Raw genomic sequence first — 15,898 nt, forward strand, 5'->3', positions numbered from 1 at the left:
GTCAGTCCGTCTCCTGCTCGTCGGCCTCGGGGTCGAAGCGGTAGCCGACGCCCCACACCGTCTGGATCAGGCGCGGCCGGGCCGGGTCGTCCTCGACCTTGGCGCGCAGCCGGCGGACATGGACGGTGACGGTGGACAGGTCACCGAAGTCCCAGCCCCACACCTCGCGCATCAGGTCCTCCCTGCTGAACGCCCGCCCGGGGTGCCGCAGGAAGAAGGCGAGGAGGTCGAACTCGCGCAGGGTGAGGGCGAGTTCGGTGCCGTTCCTGGTGGCGCGACGGGCGCCTGGGTCGAGGGTGAGTCCGGCGGTGGAGAAGGAGTGCGCGGCGGGCGCGGGACGGGCGCGGCGCAGCACCGACTCCACCCGCAGGACCAGTTCACGAGGGCTGAAGGGCTTGGTGACGTAGTCGTCGGCGCCGACCTCCAGGCCCATGATCCGGTCGTCCTCGTCGCCACGCGCGGTGAGCATGATGACCGGGACGGGGGCGCGGCCGCGCAGCCTCCGGCAGACCTGCAGGCCGTCCATGCCGGGCAGCATCAGGTCGAGCACCACCAGGTCCGGCCAGTGGTCGGCGGCGCGGGTCAGCGCGGTGGGGCCGTCGTCGGCGTGGTCGACCAGGTACCCGGCGCGGTCGAGATACCCGGTGACGACCTCGGCGACGGTCGGGTCGTCGTCGACGACCAGGACCCGGGCGGCACCGGTGGTGGCCCGGTCCTCGGTGAGCTCGTACGGCTGCTGCATGCCTTTACCCTCGCACCGGGCCGTCGCGGGTGTCGCGCCCGAGGGTGGGCACGGGGCGCGACGTCCGTGTTTCGTAAGGAACCGACGCCCGTTATGTCCGGTTCACGTTCGTAGGGTGACAACCGTGACCATCTCACCATCCTCCCCGACGACGGACGTGGACGTCGTCCTCCCCTGCCTGAACGAGGCCGAGGCGCTGCCCTGGGTGCTGGGCCGGATCCCTGCGGGCTGGCGGCCCCTCGTGGTGGACAACGGCTCCACGGACGGCTCGGCGGACATCGCCCGGGCGCTCGGCGCGACCGTCGTCCACGAGCCGCGGCGCGGCTTCGGCGCGGCGTGCCATGCGGGGCTGACCGCCGCGACCGCCGACATCGTCTGCTTCTGCGACTGCGACGCCTCCCTGGATCCGGGGCTCCTCGTGCCGTTCGTGCGAGAAGTCCTCGCCGGGGAGGCGGACTTGGTGCTGGGCCGACGGCGGCCGCAGGGCCGCGGGGCCTGGCCGGCGCATGCCCGTGCCGGGAACCTGGCGCTGGCACGGATGCTACGGCGCCGTACCGGGCTGCGGCTGCACGACCTCGGCCCGCTGCGGGCGGCGCGCCGTGAACCGCTGCTCGCGCTGTCGCTCGACGACCGGCGCAGCGGCTATCCGCTCCAGATGGTGGTGCGGGCGGCCGACGCGGGCTGGCGGGTCGTGGAGCACGAGGTGCCGTACCGGCCGCGCACCGGTGTCTCGAAGGTCACCGGCACCTGGCGCGGCACCTGGCAGGCGGTGCGGGACATGAGCCGGGTACTGAAGGAGCCGCCCCGGGTGCGGGCCGGCGGGGGTTGAGCGCGCCCACGCGGCGGAGCCGCACATCGATACAGCCCCGCGCCCCCAGAGGGGCGCCGCACTCTCGCGAGCTGCCTGGCTGCGGGCAGTCGTAGGCCCTCCCCACCCCGCGTCTCCACTCAAGGAACCCCCACATGACCACCCTCCTCGTCATCGCCAAGGAGCCCAGGCCCGGTCGGGTCAAGACGCGGCTCACCCCGCCGTTCTCCCCCGAGCAGGCCGCCGCCCTCGCCGAGGCGTCCCTCGCCGACACCCTGCGGACGGTCGCCGACACCCCCGCCACGCGCCGCGTCCTCGCCCTCGACGGCAGCCCCGGCCCGTGGCTGCCGGCCGGCTTCGACGTCGTACCGCAGTGTGCCGGCGGGCTGGACGAGCGGCTCGCGCACGCGTTCGCCGGCTGCACCGGTCCCACTCTCCTCATCGGCATGGACACTCCGCAGGTCAACCCGGCCCTGCTCACCGTGGACTTCGCGGACTGCGACGCCTACTTCGGTCCCGCCGAGGACGGCGGGTTCTGGGCGCTGGGGCTGGCCGACCCGGACCCCACGCTGCTGCGCGGGGTGCCGATGTCCACGCCGGAGACGGGCGCGGTCCAGCGGCAGCGGCTCGTCGCCGCCGGGCTGCGGGTCACAGACCTGCCGAGGCTGCGGGACGTGGACACCGCGGCGGACGCGACCGCCGTCGCCGCCCTCGCACCGCGCGGCCGGTTCGCCGCCCGCCTGGCCCGGTATACGGCGCACAGCGGGACGGGCCACCGATGACCACCTCGCCTCCTGTCGCCTGGACCGGCGCCGACCCCTACGCCGCCGCGCTGCGCGCCGGCCGCGGCCCGCTGTTCCTGCGCCGCACCGACGGGTGGCTGCTTCCCCTGGACGTCGAGCGCTGGTGCGCGCGGGCCGACCCGGTCGACCGGGAGGTCCTGGACCGCTGCGAGGGTGCCGTCCTCGACGTCGGCTGCGGCCCCGGACGGCTCGTCGCCGAACTCGCCGCCCGGGGCCGTACCGTCCTCGGTATCGACGTCAGTGCGGCCGCCGTCGACCACACCGTGCACCTCGGCGGCCAGGCGCTGCGCCGCTCGGTCTTCGAGCCGCTGCCCGGCGAGGGCCGCTGGGGCACCGTCCTGCTCATGGACGGCAACGTCGGTATCGGCGGCGACCCGCGCGACCTGCTGGACCGGGTCGGCCAACTCCTCGCCCCGGCCGGCCTGTTGATCGCCGAGACCGCTCCGGTGGACGTCGACGAACGCGCCCATGTCCACCTCACCGACGCCCATGAGGCGGTCGGTGCCCCCTTCCTCTGGGCACGGCTCGGCACCGCGGCCCTGCTGCGGTACGCGTGGGGATGGGAGCGGGCCGGTCAGTGGGCGGCCGGTGGCCGCCGCTTCGTCGCGCTGCGCAGCCGGCGCGCCAGCAGCAGTGCCGAGCCGCCGAAGAGCACGGCGGTGATCAGCAGCCAGCGGGCGAGGTAACCGTCCGTGGACAGGCCGGTGGCCGACTGGTAATGCCCGGCCACCATCCCGCTGATCAGCGGGAACCACACCAGCAGGAGCAGCGCGGAGAGCGCGGCCGGGACCCGGACGTACATCGACCACCCCCGGCGCCCGGCGGCGCCCAGCCCGCGTACCGCCGCCCGGTCGGCCAGCGAGTACAGCGGCAGCAGTACGAGGTCGTGCAGCAGGGCCGCCCCCACCACCCACAGCGCCACGCCGAGCCAGTCACCGGACAGCAGTCGTACGCCGGCATAGGCGGCGAGCGCGAACGAGCAGGCCAGCAGCAGGATCTGCAGGGGGCTGCCGAGCTGGAGGCGCAGCCGCCTCAGCAGGACGCCGACGGGCAGGGGCGAGCGCATCACAGGTCTCCGAAGGTCATCCGGGCCACCCACTTGGTGTTGAGCACACCGGGTGCGGCGGGCACGATCACGCGCGCCGGGTAGCCGTGGTCGGGGGACAGGTCCTCGCCGTTCACCTGGAGGGCGAGCAGGGACCGCGGGTCGGCGACCTGGTTGGCGCGCAGGGCCGCACGGCGGAAGGCGCCGTGGAGCTGGATCGACTCGACGAGCACGTCCGGTGGGTCGCCGTCGTAGCCGACGAGCGCCGCGAGGTCGCGCAGCCGCACCCCGCGCCACCACTGGTCGGCGGTCGACCAGCCCTCGACGCAGGCGATGGGCAACGCGGCGCTGTGCAGGCGCAGTTGGAGCAGCTCGGTGCGGCTGAGGCGGACCGTCCGGCCGTCGCGTCTGGTGACGACCAGCCGCCAGGCCTCGCCGCCGGTCTCTCTGGCGTCGATCCCGGCGTACGCGGCCGTCTTGTTGATCTGGAAGCCGTTCGGCCCGCTGCCGGGGTCGGCTCCGCCGTGCGGTGCGAGCAGGGCGGTGCGCCGCAGCGCGCCCCCGATGCTCTGCCCGGCCGTGGTGACGAGCAGCAGCAGGGACGCGCCCCCGACGAACCACAGCGCCCCGCGCCGGGACACCGTCGGCGCGTCCGGCCGGGCGGACGCCAACTCGCCTTCGTCCCGCCGCCGTTGCCGGACCGCCCGGAGCGCCGCCGGCACCTTGAGCGCCGCGTGCGCCATGAACGCGGCGAAGAACACCCAGGCGCCGTAGAAGTGCAGGGGGTAGAAGGAACCGGGGAAGACGTAGTCGAGCTGGACGTTGAGGACACCGGTCGTGAACTCGAAGAGACCGCCGCCGACCAGCAACAGCAGCGAGATCCGCTCCAGGGCGTGGGCGAGCGAGCGGGCCGGGGGCAGCGTGAACAGCTTCGGCACCACCGACCACAGCTTGGCGAGCAGCACCGGGGTCAGGGTGACGCCGAGGGTGACGTGCAGGCCCTGGGTGAGCCGGTAGAGCCAGGACGGGTTCGTCGGCCACGAGAACAGGTAGAAGCCGAGGACGCCCTTGTCCGGCGTCTGGTCGTTCACCGGGGCCAGGTTCGGGTTGTACGCGGCGTACGACACCAGTCCGGTCACGAACAGCACGGTGATGCCGACGAGCAGCACGAGGCCCAGCACCGAGGTGAACCAGGTGCCGCGCAGCGGGCTGCGCCAGAAGCCGGGTGAGGAGGGAAGCCGCGGGTCGTCGTGTCGCATGGTCCGACGGTAGGCCGGGAGAACCCCGTGAAAGGGTGCGCAACCCATGACGAAAGTCTGACGTCAGCGGCCTGATCCGCTCTTTCGGACGGTCGTCCACCTAGCGTTCCGGTGTGACCCGCGCTCCCCACCGTGATCGGCACGCCGATCTGTACGCCGTCCTCGCCGCCGCCCTGCTGGTGCTCGTCGCCGTCCTGGTCGGTCGGCACATCCAGGACGCCTACCGCACCCTGTTCGTGCACTGGCCGCCGCTGTTCGCCGACTGGGACCCGCATGTGGGCCCGGGCACCCCGGCCGCCGTGCTGGTCGCGGTCGCCGTGGTGGCGTACGGGCCGAACCTGGCGCTGCGGCTGCCGTGGCGATGGCTGCTCGCTGCGGCCTGGGGCGCCGCTCTGGCCTGGACCTGGTCGCTGGCGCTGGTCGACAACTGGCAGCGGGGCGTGGCGGGCCGGCTCACCAACTCGAACGAGTACCTCACAGGCATCGGCCGCTTCCACGACATCCCGGCGACCCTGCGCGACTTCACCCACCACATCGTCAGCGGCACCCCCGCGCCCTGGCCTACCCATATCGCCGGGCACCCGCCGGCGGCCACCCTCACCTTCGTCCTCCTTGACCGGATCGGGCTGCACGGCGGCGGCTGGGCGGGCGCCTGGTGCATCACCGTCGGGTCGACGGCCTGTGTCGCCGTGCTGGTCGCGGTGCGGGCGCTGGCCGACGAGCGGCTCGCCCGGCGGGCCGCGCCCTTCCTGGTGCTGGCGCCGGCCGCGGTGTGGGTGGGCGCCTCGGCCGACGGGTACTTCGCGGCGGTCGCCGCCTGGGCGGTGGCGCTGCTGGCGCTCGCGGTGACCGGACGGTCCGTGGGGTGGGCCGCGGGTGCGGGACTGCTGTACGGCCTGACCTGCTATCTGTCGTACGGCCTGACGCTCTTCGCGCTGATCGGGGCGGCGGTACTGGTGCCCGGCCGGCGCCGGGTCCGGGCCCGGCCGGTCATCCTCGCCCTGCTGGTGGCGGGGACGGCGGTGGTCCCGGTCGCGTTCACGCTCGCCGGGTTCGACTGGTGGGAGGGGTACCGGCTGCTGGTCACCCGTTACTACCAGGGCATCGGCGGCACCCGCCCGTACGGCTACTGGGTGTGGGCCAACCTGGCCTGCACGGTGATCATCACCGGGCCGGCTACGGCGGCGGGGCTGCGGCGGGCGGGTTCCACGCTGATCCACCGCGGTACGGCGGGCTCCGCACCGACCCGCCTCGCCTTCCTGGTGACGGTCGCGGTGCTCGCGCTGCTGGTCGCCGACGTGTCCGGGATGAGCAAGGCGGAGACGGAGCGCATCTGGCTGCCCTTCGCGATGTGGCTGCTCCCGGCCTGTGCGTTCCTGCCCCGGCCGCGGGCCTGGCTCACCGCACAGGCGCTGCTCGCGCTGCTGCTGAACCATCTGCTGTTCACCGGCTGGTGACTCCCCCGGCCTCCGGCCGACCACTGACGGCGCACACCTCGGCGGTACGGCAGGCGCTGCCGCCCCGGATCGCCCCTCCACCCCCAGCTCTTCCCACGGGAAGTACCAAGCTCTGTCTTTTTAAAGGAGGTGAAACGTTCGGGAAACGGCGCGCCGCGACTCTTCGGTGCAAACGACCGGGGACGAGAGAGGGCAGAGTCGTGACGGAGATCGTCGGCAAAGAGGGGCCGCCGGCCGTGCTGGACGGCGGGACGGACGGGACGGACGGGACGGACGGGACGGACGGGACGGACGGGACGGACGGGACGGACGGGACGGACGGGAAACGGACGTACAACGACTGGGCGAAGAACGACACGCTGGAGGACTACTCGCTGCGCTACGCGCCGAAGTCCTTTCGCCGCTGGACTCCCTATGTGGTGGCCACCACGGCGCTCGGCGGTATCGCCTATCTCGCGGATTTCGCCATCGGCGGCTCGATCGCCATCTCCAACGGCTTCTCCAGCGCGATGGTGGCGATCCTGACCGCGGCGGTGGTCATCTTCCTCACCGGCATCCCGATCTCGTACTACTCGGCCAAGTACTCCATCGACATGGACCTGTTGACCCGGGGCGCCGGCTTCGGCTATCTCGGCTCGACGCTCACCTCGGTCATCTACGCCAGCTTCACCTTCATCTTCTTCGCCCTCGAAGGCTCCATCATGGCGCAGGCCCTGGAGCTGGGCCTGCACATCCCGCTCGCGGTCGGCTATCTGATCTGCTCGGTCATCATCCTGCCGCTCGTCGTCTACGGCATGACCGCGCTGTCGAAGATGCAGGTGTGGACGCAGCCCGTCTGGCTGGTGCTGATGGTCGCGCCGTTCGTGTCCATCGCCATCCAGGAGCCGGGTACGTTCTCGGAGTTCACGCACTTCGCGGGCAACTCCCCCACCGGGTCCGGCATCAGCATGCTCGGGGTGGGCGCGGGCGCCGGTGTGGCGCTGTCGCTGATCGCCCAGATCGGTGAGCAGGTGGACTATCTGCGGTTCATGCCGGACAAGACTCCGGAGAACGGCAGGAAGTGGTGGGGTGCGGTGCTCTCCGCCGGTCCGGGCTGGGTGGTGCTCGGCGCGGCCAAGCAGATCGGCGGCGCCTTCCTCGCCTTCTACATCGCCGGCAGCGTGGGCCTGGCCAAGGCCAACGAGCCGATCCAGCAGTACGTGCACGGCTTCAGGACCTTCGCCGCGCCCGTCGCCCTGGGCCTGGCCACGTTCTTCGTGATCCTCTCCCAGATAAAGATCAACTCGACGAACGCGTACTCCGGTTCGCTGTCCTGGTCGAACTTCTTCTCCCGGCTGACCCATCGTCACCCCGGCCGTGTCGTCTACATCTTCCTCAACGTCGGCATCGCGCTGGCCCTGATGGAGGGCGGTGTCTTCGGCTTCCTCAACACCGTCCTCGGCTTCTACTCCAACGTGGCGATCGCCTGGATCGGCGCGGTCGTCGCCGACCTGGTGGTCAACAAGCCGCTCAAGCTGAGCCCGTCGTACATCGAGTTCAAGCGTGCCCATCTGCACAACTTCAACCCGGTGGGCTTCGGTTCGATGCTGATCGCGTCGGCGGTCTCGATCGCCGCCTACTTCAACGCCTTCGGGGACTACGGCAAGGCATACTCGCCGTTCATCGCGCTGTTCCTGGCGATGGTGCTCTCGCCGCTGTTCGCGGTGCTGACCAAGGGGAAGTACTACATCGCCCGCGTCGACGACCTGGCGGAACCGCTCCTCGGCGCGGACGGGCTGCCCTCGGCGGCCGTGCTGACCTGCACGGTGTGCACGACCGAGTTCGAGCGGCCGGACGTGGCCAACTGCCCATTCCACGCGGGGGCGGTCTGCTCGCTGTGCTGCAGCCTGGAGAAGGACTGCCACGACTCCTGCAAGAGCGGGCCGGTCGCGCTCACCATGCCGGCGGTACGCGCCGCGGACTGACCGGCCCCACCGCCCCTCACCGCTCCGGCCGGCGCCCTTCGGCGCGGGCCGGAGCACCTGTCTGCAGGCCGTCCATGAGGAGCCGGATCTGCCGGTCGGCCTGCCCCTCGCGGCGCGGTTCTCGATGTGCCCGTGGTGCCGATCCCGGGGACGAAGCGGGTGAAGTGGCTGGAGCAGAACGTGGCCGCCGCCGGCATCGAACCGACCGCCGACGAGGTCGCCACGCTGGACACCACGGCGGTGATCAGCCGCGGCCGGGTGCCGGGGCGACATCGTCCTCGGCATCCTCGGCGCACAGCTCTTCCGGTTCGGCGTTCAGCGTGCTGGGGGGCAGCAGGGAGAGATGGGAGAGGTCGTCGGGCGGGGGTGTCCGCAGCGACCACAGAGGCGCGGCGGCGCCGTCGGCGACCGCGGCCGGGGCGTCGGTGAGGTTCATGCGCTCGCGCAGCCGGCCGTAGAAGTCCATCGGCGCGAGCCGGATCACGCGCAGCCGGACCGGGGCGGCGTACACGCCGATCCAGTCCCCCGGCCCCAGGACGCCCCGCACCTGCCCGTCGACGCTGACCGCGACCTGCCCCGAGTGTTCCAGGATGCGCAGTCCGACGGCCTCGTTCGGGGCCGTGACGACCGAGCGGTTGAACGCCATGTGCGGGGCGACCGGCGTGAAGACGAGCGCGTCGGCGCACGGCGAGACGACGGGACCGCCGGCGGCGAAGCTGTAGGCGGTCGAGCCGGTCGGGGTCGCCACCAAAAGCGCGTCGGCGGAGTAGGAGGCGAGCAGCCGCCCGGAGACATACACGCCGATGGACACCTGACGGTCCCGGGAGAGCTTCTCCAGTACGACGTCGTTGACCGCGGTGACGTGCAGGGGCACGCCCCACTCCGCGTTCTCCTCGCAGTCGGTGCGCACCTGGGGCGGCGGCAGCAGCGGCCCGCGGCCGTAGCGCATCAGCTCCTCCATGTCGGAGGGCATCTCCAGACGGCGGGAGGCGCGCATGGTGAGCAGCATCCGGCTGTCGACGGTGAACCGGTCCTCGCGGACCGCGTCCAGCGCCTCCCGCACGGAGGAGGCCGCCACCTCGGTCAGGAAGCCGACCCGGCCCAGGTCGACGCCGAGGACCAGAGCGTCGTTGCGGGCGGCGAGCCGGGCGCCGCGCAGGAAGGTGCCGTCGCCGCCGAGGGTGACGATCAGGTCGGGGTCGCCCGCGGCCGCGACCTCCTCCACGGAGTGGTGCCGTCCGCCGTCGTTCCACACGTCGATGTCCGTGCACCGCACATCGTGCTCCGCCGCCCACGCCCGCACGCCACGGGCGGCGTCCACCGCCTCAGGGCGGCCCCCGTGCACCACAAGTCCGAGCCCGTTCACCGTCATCTCCGCCTCCAGGACACCCGTGCTCAGCCGTTGCTCCCACGCTGTCACGGCCGGGCGGATCTCACAGGCCAAGGGAGATGGCCAGCCGGGTGAGCTCGGCCGTGGTGTCGATGTCGAGCTTGGCGCGGATACGGCGGAGGTAGGCGTCGACGGTGTGCCGGGAGAGCCCCATGTGCCGTGCCGCCTGCAGGTATGTACAGCCCGCGGCGATCTGCTTCAGCGTCTCGCGCTCACGCGGGGCCGGCGCGACGGCACATGCGACGGGCCCACACCTACGACGAGGGCGGCTGCGGCCTGCTCCTCGTCGGCCAGCTCAGCCGACGCTGGGGCACCCGGCACGCCGGCACCGGCAAGACCGTCTGGGCTGAGCAGTTCCTCCGGGAGGGGCGAGGTTCCGGCGGACAGGCCTCAGGGGCCGAACACCGGGCGGGCCCAGGTGGGCGGTGGCTCGGCGGGTCCGGTGTTCCGGCGGACGGTGGGGGTCCTTCGCGCGGGCCGGTCCGGCGGGGCCGGCTCCCCCGGTACGACGCCGAACGCGGCGAGTCGCAGCGCCCTCACGAACTCCAGGCAGGAGTCGTAACGCTCCTCGGGAACCTTGGCCAGCGCCTTGGCGAACACCTCGTCCAACCCCGGCGGCAACCCGGACCGCACCTCGCTCAGCGCGGGCGGGCGGTCGTACTGGTGCGCCCACAGCAGCGCGATGTCCTCGTCCCGGACGAAGGGCGGACCGCCGGCGAGCATCTCGAAGACCACGCAGGCGAGACTGTAGAGATCGCACCGGCCGTCCACCGGGCGGCCCGAGATCTGCTCCGGCGCCACATAGTCCAGCGTGCCGACGAACTCGCCGACCGTCGTGAACCCCGTCAGCGACAGCGACTTCTTGGTGAGCCCGAAATCCGTGAGATACACGTGCTCCGGGTGGTCGCTGTCCGTGCCCCGCGCCACCAGCACGTTGCCGGGCTTCACATCCCGGTGCACCAGATCGTGCTCATGTGCCGCGTCGAGCGCAGAGGCGACCTGCGCGGCGATCCGCAGCGCCGCCTCCACCGGCAGCACACCCTCCTTGTCCAGCAGCGCGCGCAGATCCGGGCCCGACACATAGCGCATCGCGATGTAGAGGACGCCGTCCGTCTCGCCGGCCTCGAAGATCGGCACGATATGGGGATGGTCGAGGGCGGCCGCCACACGCGACTCGTGGGTGAAGCGGCGACGGAAGGTGTCGTTGCGGGCCATCTCCGGGGCGAGCAGCTTCAGGGCGACGGTGCGGTCCAGGCGCAGGTCCGTCGCACGGTAGACGACGGCCATCCCGCCCCGCCCGATCTCACCCTCGACCTCGTACCCCGCGATGCGCGTCGCCATCACATGTCCACCCCGTAACGTGTCAAACCTGATCAAATCGTAACCATCGGTGCGGCGCCGCGCGCCTGGGGCGGCGGGCGGGAACTCAGCGCCTAAGAGACGGCCGCCTGCCAGCCCGTCCAGCGCGACACCGTCACGAAAATGACCGCACCGCTGGGGGGACGCTCCCGGTACTGCGGGTATTTCTCGCACAGTGGCTCGATGACCGACGCGTCGGCGGGAATCACTCGCGCGTCACCGTCCGCCCGGACCCACCACAAGTGGTCCCAGTTCTCGTCGTATGCGTCCACGAGCAGGCTCACGGACGGCTGTGCGGCGATGTTGCGCAGCCGTTTGAGGCGGGGCGTGGTCTTGGGCTTGTGGTCCACGGCGGTGACGATCCCGTCGGCCCCGTGCCGTGCGAAGACGACCGGCACGAGATGCGGGCGGCCGGTCTCGTCGACGGTGGCGAGCCGTGCCACGCGTGCCTCGGCGAACCGCCGACGCGCCTCACCCTCACCCAGTTCCGGCACGGCGCTCCCTCTCTCTCAGGCGCCACGCAGGGCGTCCAGTACGTCGGCGTCCGTCAGCTGCCCGAAGTCGTCGTACCACTGGCCGACCGCGCTGAACAGGGCCGGCCGGCACGGGCAGACGACGAGGTCGGCCTCGGCGGCGAGCGCGTCCAGGGAGTCCGGCGCGCCGACGGGGACGGCCAGCACGGTCCGGGCCGGGCCCCGGCGCCGTACGTGGCGCAGGGCGGCGCGGGCGGTGGAGCCGGTGGCCAGGCCGTCGTCGACGACGATCACGGTGCGGCCGCGCAGCTCGGGCGCCGGCCGCCCCTGCCGGTACCGGCGCTCGCGGCGGCGCAGTTCCCGCCGCTCGCGTTCCACCACTGGGGCCAGGGAGTCCTCGCTCATGCGCAGGTGGGCCAGGGTCGCGCGGTCGAGGAGCGGCGGGTCGTCCCCGGCGATCGCGCCGACACCGAACTCCTCGTGGTACGGGGCTCCGATCTTGCGTACGACGAGCACGTCGAGCGGGGCCGAGAGCTCCCGCGCGACCTCCGCGGCGACGGCCGCCCCGCCCCGCGGCAGCGCCAGCACGATGGGGTCGGGCAGGCCACCCTCGTCGCGCAACTTCCCCAGTACGGCCGCGAGTTCGCGACCGGCCTGGGCGCGGTCCCGGTAGCGCACGGTTCGTCCTCTCGGGCCGGCGTCGGTCCTCTTCTTCCATGCTCACACCCGAAGGCGTCGAAGACCGAGTCCATCCGAAAAATTCGCACAAGCGTTCTATAAGCTGTCCTCAAAGGGTCCCGTCAGAAGACGACCCACCATCCTTCTCGGGCCGCCTGTTCGGCCGTGTACGACGCCCCGTCCGCCTTGAGGCCGGCGGAGTCGAGGAGGGTGATCTCGCCGCCCTGGTTGCCCAGTTCGGCGCCACCGGACAGCGGCACGGCGAGGGTGGCACCGGCGGCCAGCGGGCCGGGCGGGACCGGGGAGGTCTGCCCGATGCGGTCGAGCAGGCGCCAGCCGGTGAGGTCGACCGGGGCGGGTGAGGCGTTGAGGAGGGTGACGGTCTCCGCTTCGGGCGCGGGGCCGGGCGGGTTGACCAGCGCGGCGACGATCCGGACCGGCTGGTCGCCCGGGGCGGGACGGGAGGTGTCGACGCCGTCGAGGGCGTGGCCGGTGACGTCGTCGGTGTGCCAGGCCTGGTTCTGGAAGGCGAGGAAGATCCCGACCCAGCGTTCCTGGACCTGACCGTCTCCGGGGAGACGGATGAGCAGCCCGCCGTCCTGCCACACCCCGTCGTCGCTGCGGAAGCGGCCGCTGTTGCCCTGGTTCATGTGGATGTCGTGGACGCCGTTGCCGGGCAGGAAGCCGAAGACCTTGTCCTTGACGGCGGTCTCGGGCCCCCAGCGCTCGCCGAACAGGTACAGCCGGGCACTGGGGTCGTCGACGGCACGGCGTACGTAGTGGTCGAGCAGGTCGGCCAGGTCGTTGTCGGGGCCCGAGCGGTCGGCCGGCAGGACGCGCATCTGCGCCGGGTCGAAGAGGTTGCCGCGCACGAAGTCGAGGTTGGGGCCGCCGGGCCCGGGTGGCAGGGTGTTCCAGCCGCTCGTCAGGCCCTCCAGGCGGACGGTGAGGGGGTGCTTGAAGTCGTCGTCGACGAGGTAGAGCAGTTCGGCGGGCTTCTGCTGCGAGAGCACGTTGACCGCGGCCCGGTAGTGGACGCCTGTGTCGTCGGTGAGATGGATCTGGTAGTGCGGGCTGTCGCCGGCGCCCTCCCGCCGGATGTCGACGGCCCGGGCGATCAGTACGCCATAGGTCTTCAACGGCATGTCGGCCAACTCCCCGTGAAGGCAGGGGGTTGCCCGCCCATGGCGGGAATCGTACGGGCCCGGGGCGGCTTCCGGTCCGTCTTGGACGTTTCCGTCGGTCCTGTGAACAGATGGTGTGCGCCCCGCGGAGCCTGGCCGATTCCCTACGATCGTTCCGTGGTCACCTTCCTTCTCCAACGCACGGCTCCGCTGCCCATCGACGAGGCGTGGCGCCGGCTCACGGAGTGGTCCGCGCACGCGGATGCGGTCCCGCTGACCCGGATCAGCGTGCTCACCGATCCCCCGACCCATGAGGGCACGGTCTTCGTGGCCCGTTCCGGGCTCGGGCCGCTGTCCTTCGAGGACCCCATGGAGGTGACCGTCTGGGAACCCCCGGAGGACGGCGGCTCCGGCCGGTGCCGCCTGGTCAAGCACGGCCGGATGGTGCTCGGCTGGGCCGAACTGGAGGTGCGTCCCGGGCCCGGCGGCCGTACCCGGGTGATCTGGCATGAGGAACTGCGGGTGCGGGGGATGCCGTCGGCCTTTGACCCGCTGCTGGACCGGGCCGCCCGGGCGGTGTTCGGGCGGGCGGTCAACGCGCTGCTCAGGAAACCGTAGCCGCCGCCCTGGCCTCCCCCCTTGGCAGATCCCGGCCGCACGATGGACAGTGGCCCTCCGGTGCCGAACGGTCACCGTGGGTCGATGCGGCCGGGAGGCTCGGAGGTGGCGTTCTTCGCGCCCGGGGAAGTGAAGCTGTTGCGGGAGGCCGGGCACCCGCGCGGATGGGTCCGCGGCGAGGTGCTGATGCGGGAGGGCGAGGCGGCCGACTCCGTCGTCCTGCTGACGGCCGGTCTGGTGAAGGCGACGGTCGACTCGGCCAACGGCTACACCAGTCTGCTCGCCCTGCGCGGCCCCGGTGAACTCCTCGGCGAGCTCGCCTGTGTCGACGGCGGCCCGCGGGGCGCGACGGTCACCGCGATGCGCCGCTCGGAGGGCGTGGTGGTCGCCGCGGACCCCTTCCTGCGGCTCCTGGAGCGCGACTCGGCGCTGTGCCTGGCGGTGCTGCGCAGTGTCGTGGGCCGGTTACGGGACTCCGACGGGCTGCGCGCCGAACAGGGCGCCCGCACCACCCGGGCCCGGGTGGCCGGGCTGCTGGTGAAGCTCGCCGTGCAGTACGGTTCGGCCGCGCCGGACACGCTGCCGGGTGCCGTCTCCGTCCAGGTCAACCAGCGAGAACTGGCCGCCGCCACCGGGGCGTCCAGGGAGTCGGTGGTGCGCTGTCTGCGGGCGATGCAGCAGGAGGGCCTGGTGGCCACCCGCCGGGGCCGCACCGTCGTACTCGACCTGGCGGGGTTACGGCGCTGGGCGGCGGAGTGACCCGGTCCGCTCGCGCCGCGAGGGCAGAGGAGTTGCACCGCGAAGGCATCGGAACGGAACTCCCCCCGCCGAACGCGTCATTTGACGCTGTACGACGCCCATGAAGGCGCTTCCATCGTCCCCTGGCGCCCGGACCGGTACGGCGATCGGGGGAACGGACCGGGCGCTCCGCTCCCTGAGGGGTGGCCTGGGCCGGGGGGACTAGGCCACCGACCCGATCCGCCGCGCGGGCGTCGATGTCGATGCCGTGTCGTGGTGGATCGGGGTGTGGGCGCCGGTCAGGGAGAGGCCGCGGCCGCCGCGGCGGTTGGCGACGATCTCGGCCGCGATCGACAGGGCGGTCTCCTCGGGCGTACGGGCGCCCAGGTCGAGGCCGATGGGGGACCTGAGGCGGGCCAGCTCCAGCTCTGTGACGCCGACCTCGCGCAGCCGCTGGTTGCGGTCCAGGTGGGTGCGGCGGGAGCCCATCGCGCCGACGTACGCGACCGGCAGGCGCAGGGCGAGCCGGAGCAGCGGGATGTCGAACTTGGCGTCGTGGGTGAGGACGCACAGGACGGTACGGCCGTCCACCTGCGTCCGCTCCAGGTACGTGTGCGGCCACTCGACGACGATCTCGTCGGCCTCCGGGAAGCGGGCCTTCGTGGCGAAGACGGGCCGCGCGTCGCACACCGTCACGTGGTAGTCGAGGAACTTGCCGACGCGGACCAGCGCGGACGCGAAGTCGATCGCCCCGAAGACGATCATCCGAGGTGCCGGGACCGAGGACTCGACCAGCACCGTGAGCGGTGCTCCGCAGCGGGAGCCCTGCTCTCCGATCTCCAGGGTGCCGGTGCGGCCCGCGTCCAGGAAGGCCTCTGCCTCGGCGGCAACCGTGCGGTCCAGCTCGGGGTGGCCGCCGAAGCCGCCCTCACAGGTGCCGTCGGCGTCCACCAACAGCGCGCGGCCGAGGAGTTCGGCCGGCCCGGTGACGATCCGCGCGACCGCCGCCGCCTCCCCACGCGCGGCGGCGGCCAGCGCGGCCGCGACCACCGGTCGGGCGGGGTCGTCCGCCCGTACCGGGGTGACGAGGATGTCGATGACGCCGCCACAGGTCAGACCCACGGCGAAGGCATCCTCGTCGCTGTACCCGAAGCGCTCCAGGACGGTTTCGCCGTCCTCCAGCGCCTGCCGGCACAGCTCGTACACGGCGCCCTCCACACACCCGCCGGAGACCGAGCCCACGGCGGTGCCGTCGGCGTCCACCGCAAGGGCGGCGCCGGGCTGCCGCGGGGCGCTGCCGCCGACCGCCACCACCGTGGCCACGGCGAAGTCACGGCCGTCCGCGACCCACCGGTTCAGCTCCTCGGCGATGTCCAGCATCTCTCGGTCTCCTTTGGACGACGTTGGGGAGAGGCGCCCCAAAGGGGCGGGGCTGTGTAG

Annotated in this window: 17 protein-coding genes and 1 pseudogene; 8 read left to right on the forward strand and 10 right to left on the reverse strand. The window is 72.5% G+C overall.

All coding sequences use genetic code 11. The annotated features are described in order from the left end of the window. Position 1: 1 nt before the first annotated feature. Entirely contained in the window at positions 2–742 is a 741-nt protein-coding gene (locus ACZ7OO_RS30520) for a response regulator transcription factor (protein ID WP_471509613.1), read from the reverse strand. Between the two features lie 130 nt (positions 743–872). Here ACZ7OO_RS30520 and ACZ7OO_RS30525 point away from each other — a divergent pair, with 130 nt between their 5' ends. The 3 genes from ACZ7OO_RS30525 to ACZ7OO_RS30535 all read left to right on the forward strand — a co-directional run bounded on the left by ACZ7OO_RS30525 (position 873) and on the right by ACZ7OO_RS30535 (position 3,039). Then, a complete protein-coding gene (locus ACZ7OO_RS30525) occupies positions 873–1,571 on the forward strand; it encodes a glycosyltransferase family 2 protein (RefSeq protein ID WP_471509770.1) in 699 nt (232 codons plus the stop codon). Between the two features lie 134 nt (positions 1,572–1,705). Beyond that, positions 1,706–2,332, forward strand: a complete 627-nt coding sequence (locus ACZ7OO_RS30530) for a TIGR04282 family arsenosugar biosynthesis glycosyltransferase (protein ID WP_471509615.1) — start codon at positions 1,706–1,708, stop codon at positions 2,330–2,332. Beyond that, positions 2,329–3,039: a class I SAM-dependent methyltransferase gene (locus ACZ7OO_RS30535; RefSeq protein ID WP_471509617.1), complete on the forward strand. Its 711-nt coding sequence runs from the start codon at positions 2,329–2,331 to the stop codon at positions 3,037–3,039. Before ACZ7OO_RS30530 ends, ACZ7OO_RS30535 begins: the two co-directional genes overlap by 4 nt. Here ACZ7OO_RS30535 and ACZ7OO_RS30540 read toward each other — a convergent pair. After that, positions 2,928–3,419, reverse strand: a complete 492-nt coding sequence (locus ACZ7OO_RS30540; protein WP_471509619.1) for a hypothetical protein — start codon at positions 3,417–3,419, stop codon at positions 2,928–2,930. The two genes, ACZ7OO_RS30535 and ACZ7OO_RS30540, sit on opposite strands and share 112 nt — an antisense overlap. After that, a complete protein-coding gene (locus ACZ7OO_RS30545; protein ID WP_471509621.1) occupies positions 3,419–4,657 on the reverse strand; it encodes a molybdopterin-dependent oxidoreductase in 1,239 nt (412 codons plus the stop codon). The genes ACZ7OO_RS30540 and ACZ7OO_RS30545 overlap by 1 nt, the downstream gene beginning before the upstream one ends. Before the next feature lie 113 nt (positions 4,658–4,770). Between ACZ7OO_RS30545 and ACZ7OO_RS30550 the strand changes: the two genes are divergently transcribed. Both ACZ7OO_RS30550 and ACZ7OO_RS30555 read left to right on the forward strand, forming a co-directional pair. Beyond that, positions 4,771–6,114, forward strand: a complete 1,344-nt coding sequence (locus ACZ7OO_RS30550; protein WP_471509622.1) for a hypothetical protein — start codon at positions 4,771–4,773, stop codon at positions 6,112–6,114. Positions 6,115–6,314: 200 nt separating this feature from the next. After that, positions 6,315–8,078, forward strand: a complete 1,764-nt coding sequence (locus ACZ7OO_RS30555; protein ID WP_471509624.1) for a purine-cytosine permease family protein — start codon at positions 6,315–6,317, stop codon at positions 8,076–8,078. Between the two features lie 244 nt (positions 8,079–8,322). Here ACZ7OO_RS30555 and ACZ7OO_RS30560 read toward each other — a convergent pair whose 3' ends face one another. After that, a complete protein-coding gene (locus tag ACZ7OO_RS30560) occupies positions 8,323–9,450 on the reverse strand; it encodes an NAD(+)/NADH kinase (protein WP_471509772.1) in 1,128 nt (375 codons plus the stop codon). Between the two features lie 61 nt (positions 9,451–9,511). Further along, on the reverse strand, positions 9,512–9,670 hold the full coding sequence (locus tag ACZ7OO_RS30565; RefSeq protein WP_471509774.1) for a LuxR C-terminal-related transcriptional regulator: 159 nt from the start codon (positions 9,668–9,670) through the stop codon (positions 9,512–9,514). Positions 9,671–9,702: 32 nt separating this feature from the next. Between ACZ7OO_RS30565 and ACZ7OO_RS30570 the strand changes: the two are divergent. After that, a pseudogene (locus ACZ7OO_RS30570) lies at positions 9,703–9,828 on the forward strand (ATP-binding protein); the annotation flags it as partial. Between the two features lie 30 nt (positions 9,829–9,858). Here the strand turns inward: ACZ7OO_RS30570 and ACZ7OO_RS30575 are convergent. The 4 genes from ACZ7OO_RS30575 to ACZ7OO_RS30590 form a co-directional block, all read right to left on the reverse strand. Further along, the gene (locus ACZ7OO_RS30575) at positions 9,859–10,809 is read right to left on the reverse strand and encodes a serine/threonine-protein kinase (RefSeq protein ID WP_471509626.1); all 951 of its coding nucleotides are present in this window, start codon (positions 10,807–10,809) and stop codon (positions 9,859–9,861) included. A 92-nt stretch (positions 10,810–10,901) separates the two neighbouring features. Then, positions 10,902–11,321, reverse strand: coding sequence for a TIGR03668 family PPOX class F420-dependent oxidoreductase (locus tag ACZ7OO_RS30580; RefSeq protein WP_471509628.1), 420 nt, complete (start codon positions 11,319–11,321; stop codon positions 10,902–10,904). Positions 11,322–11,336: 15 nt separating this feature from the next. Next, positions 11,337–11,978, reverse strand: coding sequence for a phosphoribosyltransferase (locus ACZ7OO_RS30585; RefSeq protein WP_471509630.1), 642 nt, complete (start codon positions 11,976–11,978; stop codon positions 11,337–11,339). Positions 11,979–12,100: 122 nt separating this feature from the next. Continuing rightward, complete coding sequence (locus ACZ7OO_RS30590) at positions 12,101–13,123, reverse strand: DUF2278 family protein (protein ID WP_471509632.1); 1,023 nt, start codon at positions 13,121–13,123, stop codon at positions 12,101–12,103. A 156-nt stretch (positions 13,124–13,279) separates the two neighbouring features. On the opposite strand from ACZ7OO_RS30590, the gene ACZ7OO_RS30595 reads away from it, so the two are divergent. Together ACZ7OO_RS30595 and ACZ7OO_RS30600 are read left to right on the forward strand one after the other, a co-directional pair. Then, the gene (locus tag ACZ7OO_RS30595) at positions 13,280–13,720 is read left to right on the forward strand and encodes an SRPBCC family protein (RefSeq protein WP_471509634.1); all 441 of its coding nucleotides are present in this window, start codon (positions 13,280–13,282) and stop codon (positions 13,718–13,720) included. An 84-nt stretch (positions 13,721–13,804) separates the two neighbouring features. After that, positions 13,805–14,479: a Crp/Fnr family transcriptional regulator gene (locus tag ACZ7OO_RS30600; protein WP_471509636.1), complete on the forward strand. Its 675-nt coding sequence runs from the start codon at positions 13,805–13,807 to the stop codon at positions 14,477–14,479. A 201-nt stretch (positions 14,480–14,680) separates the two neighbouring features. Here the strand turns inward: ACZ7OO_RS30600 and ACZ7OO_RS30605 are convergent, their stop codons facing one another. Then, a complete protein-coding gene (locus ACZ7OO_RS30605) occupies positions 14,681–15,838 on the reverse strand; it encodes an XdhC family protein (protein ID WP_471509637.1) in 1,158 nt (385 codons plus the stop codon). Between the last annotated feature and the right edge of the window lie 60 nt (positions 15,839–15,898).

The sequence above is a fragment of the Streptomyces sp. NPDC111744 genome (genome assembly GCF_055634995.1).

Coding starts and splice junctions, on each gene's coding strand:
- ACZ7OO_RS30560 (WP_471509772.1), bottom strand. CDS start 9,450: ATGACGGTGAACGGGCTCGGACTTGTGGTGCACGGGGGCCGCCCTGAG.
- ACZ7OO_RS30600 (WP_471509636.1), top strand. CDS start 13,805: ATGCGGCCGGGAGGCTCGGAGGTGGCGTTCTTCGCGCCCGGGGAAGTG.
- ACZ7OO_RS30535 (WP_471509617.1), top strand. CDS start 2,329: ATGACCACCTCGCCTCCTGTCGCCTGGACCGGCGCCGACCCCTACGCC.
- ACZ7OO_RS30545 (WP_471509621.1), bottom strand. CDS start 4,657: ATGCGACACGACGACCCGCGGCTTCCCTCCTCACCCGGCTTCTGGCGC.
- ACZ7OO_RS30530 (WP_471509615.1), top strand. CDS start 1,706: ATGACCACCCTCCTCGTCATCGCCAAGGAGCCCAGGCCCGGTCGGGTC.
- ACZ7OO_RS30575 (WP_471509626.1), bottom strand. CDS start 10,809: ATGGCGACGCGCATCGCGGGGTACGAGGTCGAGGGTGAGATCGGGCGG.
- ACZ7OO_RS30520 (WP_471509613.1), bottom strand. CDS start 742: ATGCAGCAGCCGTACGAGCTCACCGAGGACCGGGCCACCACCGGTGCC.
- ACZ7OO_RS30540 (WP_471509619.1), bottom strand. CDS start 3,419: ATGCGCTCGCCCCTGCCCGTCGGCGTCCTGCTGAGGCGGCTGCGCCTC.
- ACZ7OO_RS30605 (WP_471509637.1), bottom strand. CDS start 15,838: ATGCTGGACATCGCCGAGGAGCTGAACCGGTGGGTCGCGGACGGCCGT.
- ACZ7OO_RS30590 (WP_471509632.1), bottom strand. CDS start 13,123: ATGCCGTTGAAGACCTATGGCGTACTGATCGCCCGGGCCGTCGACATC.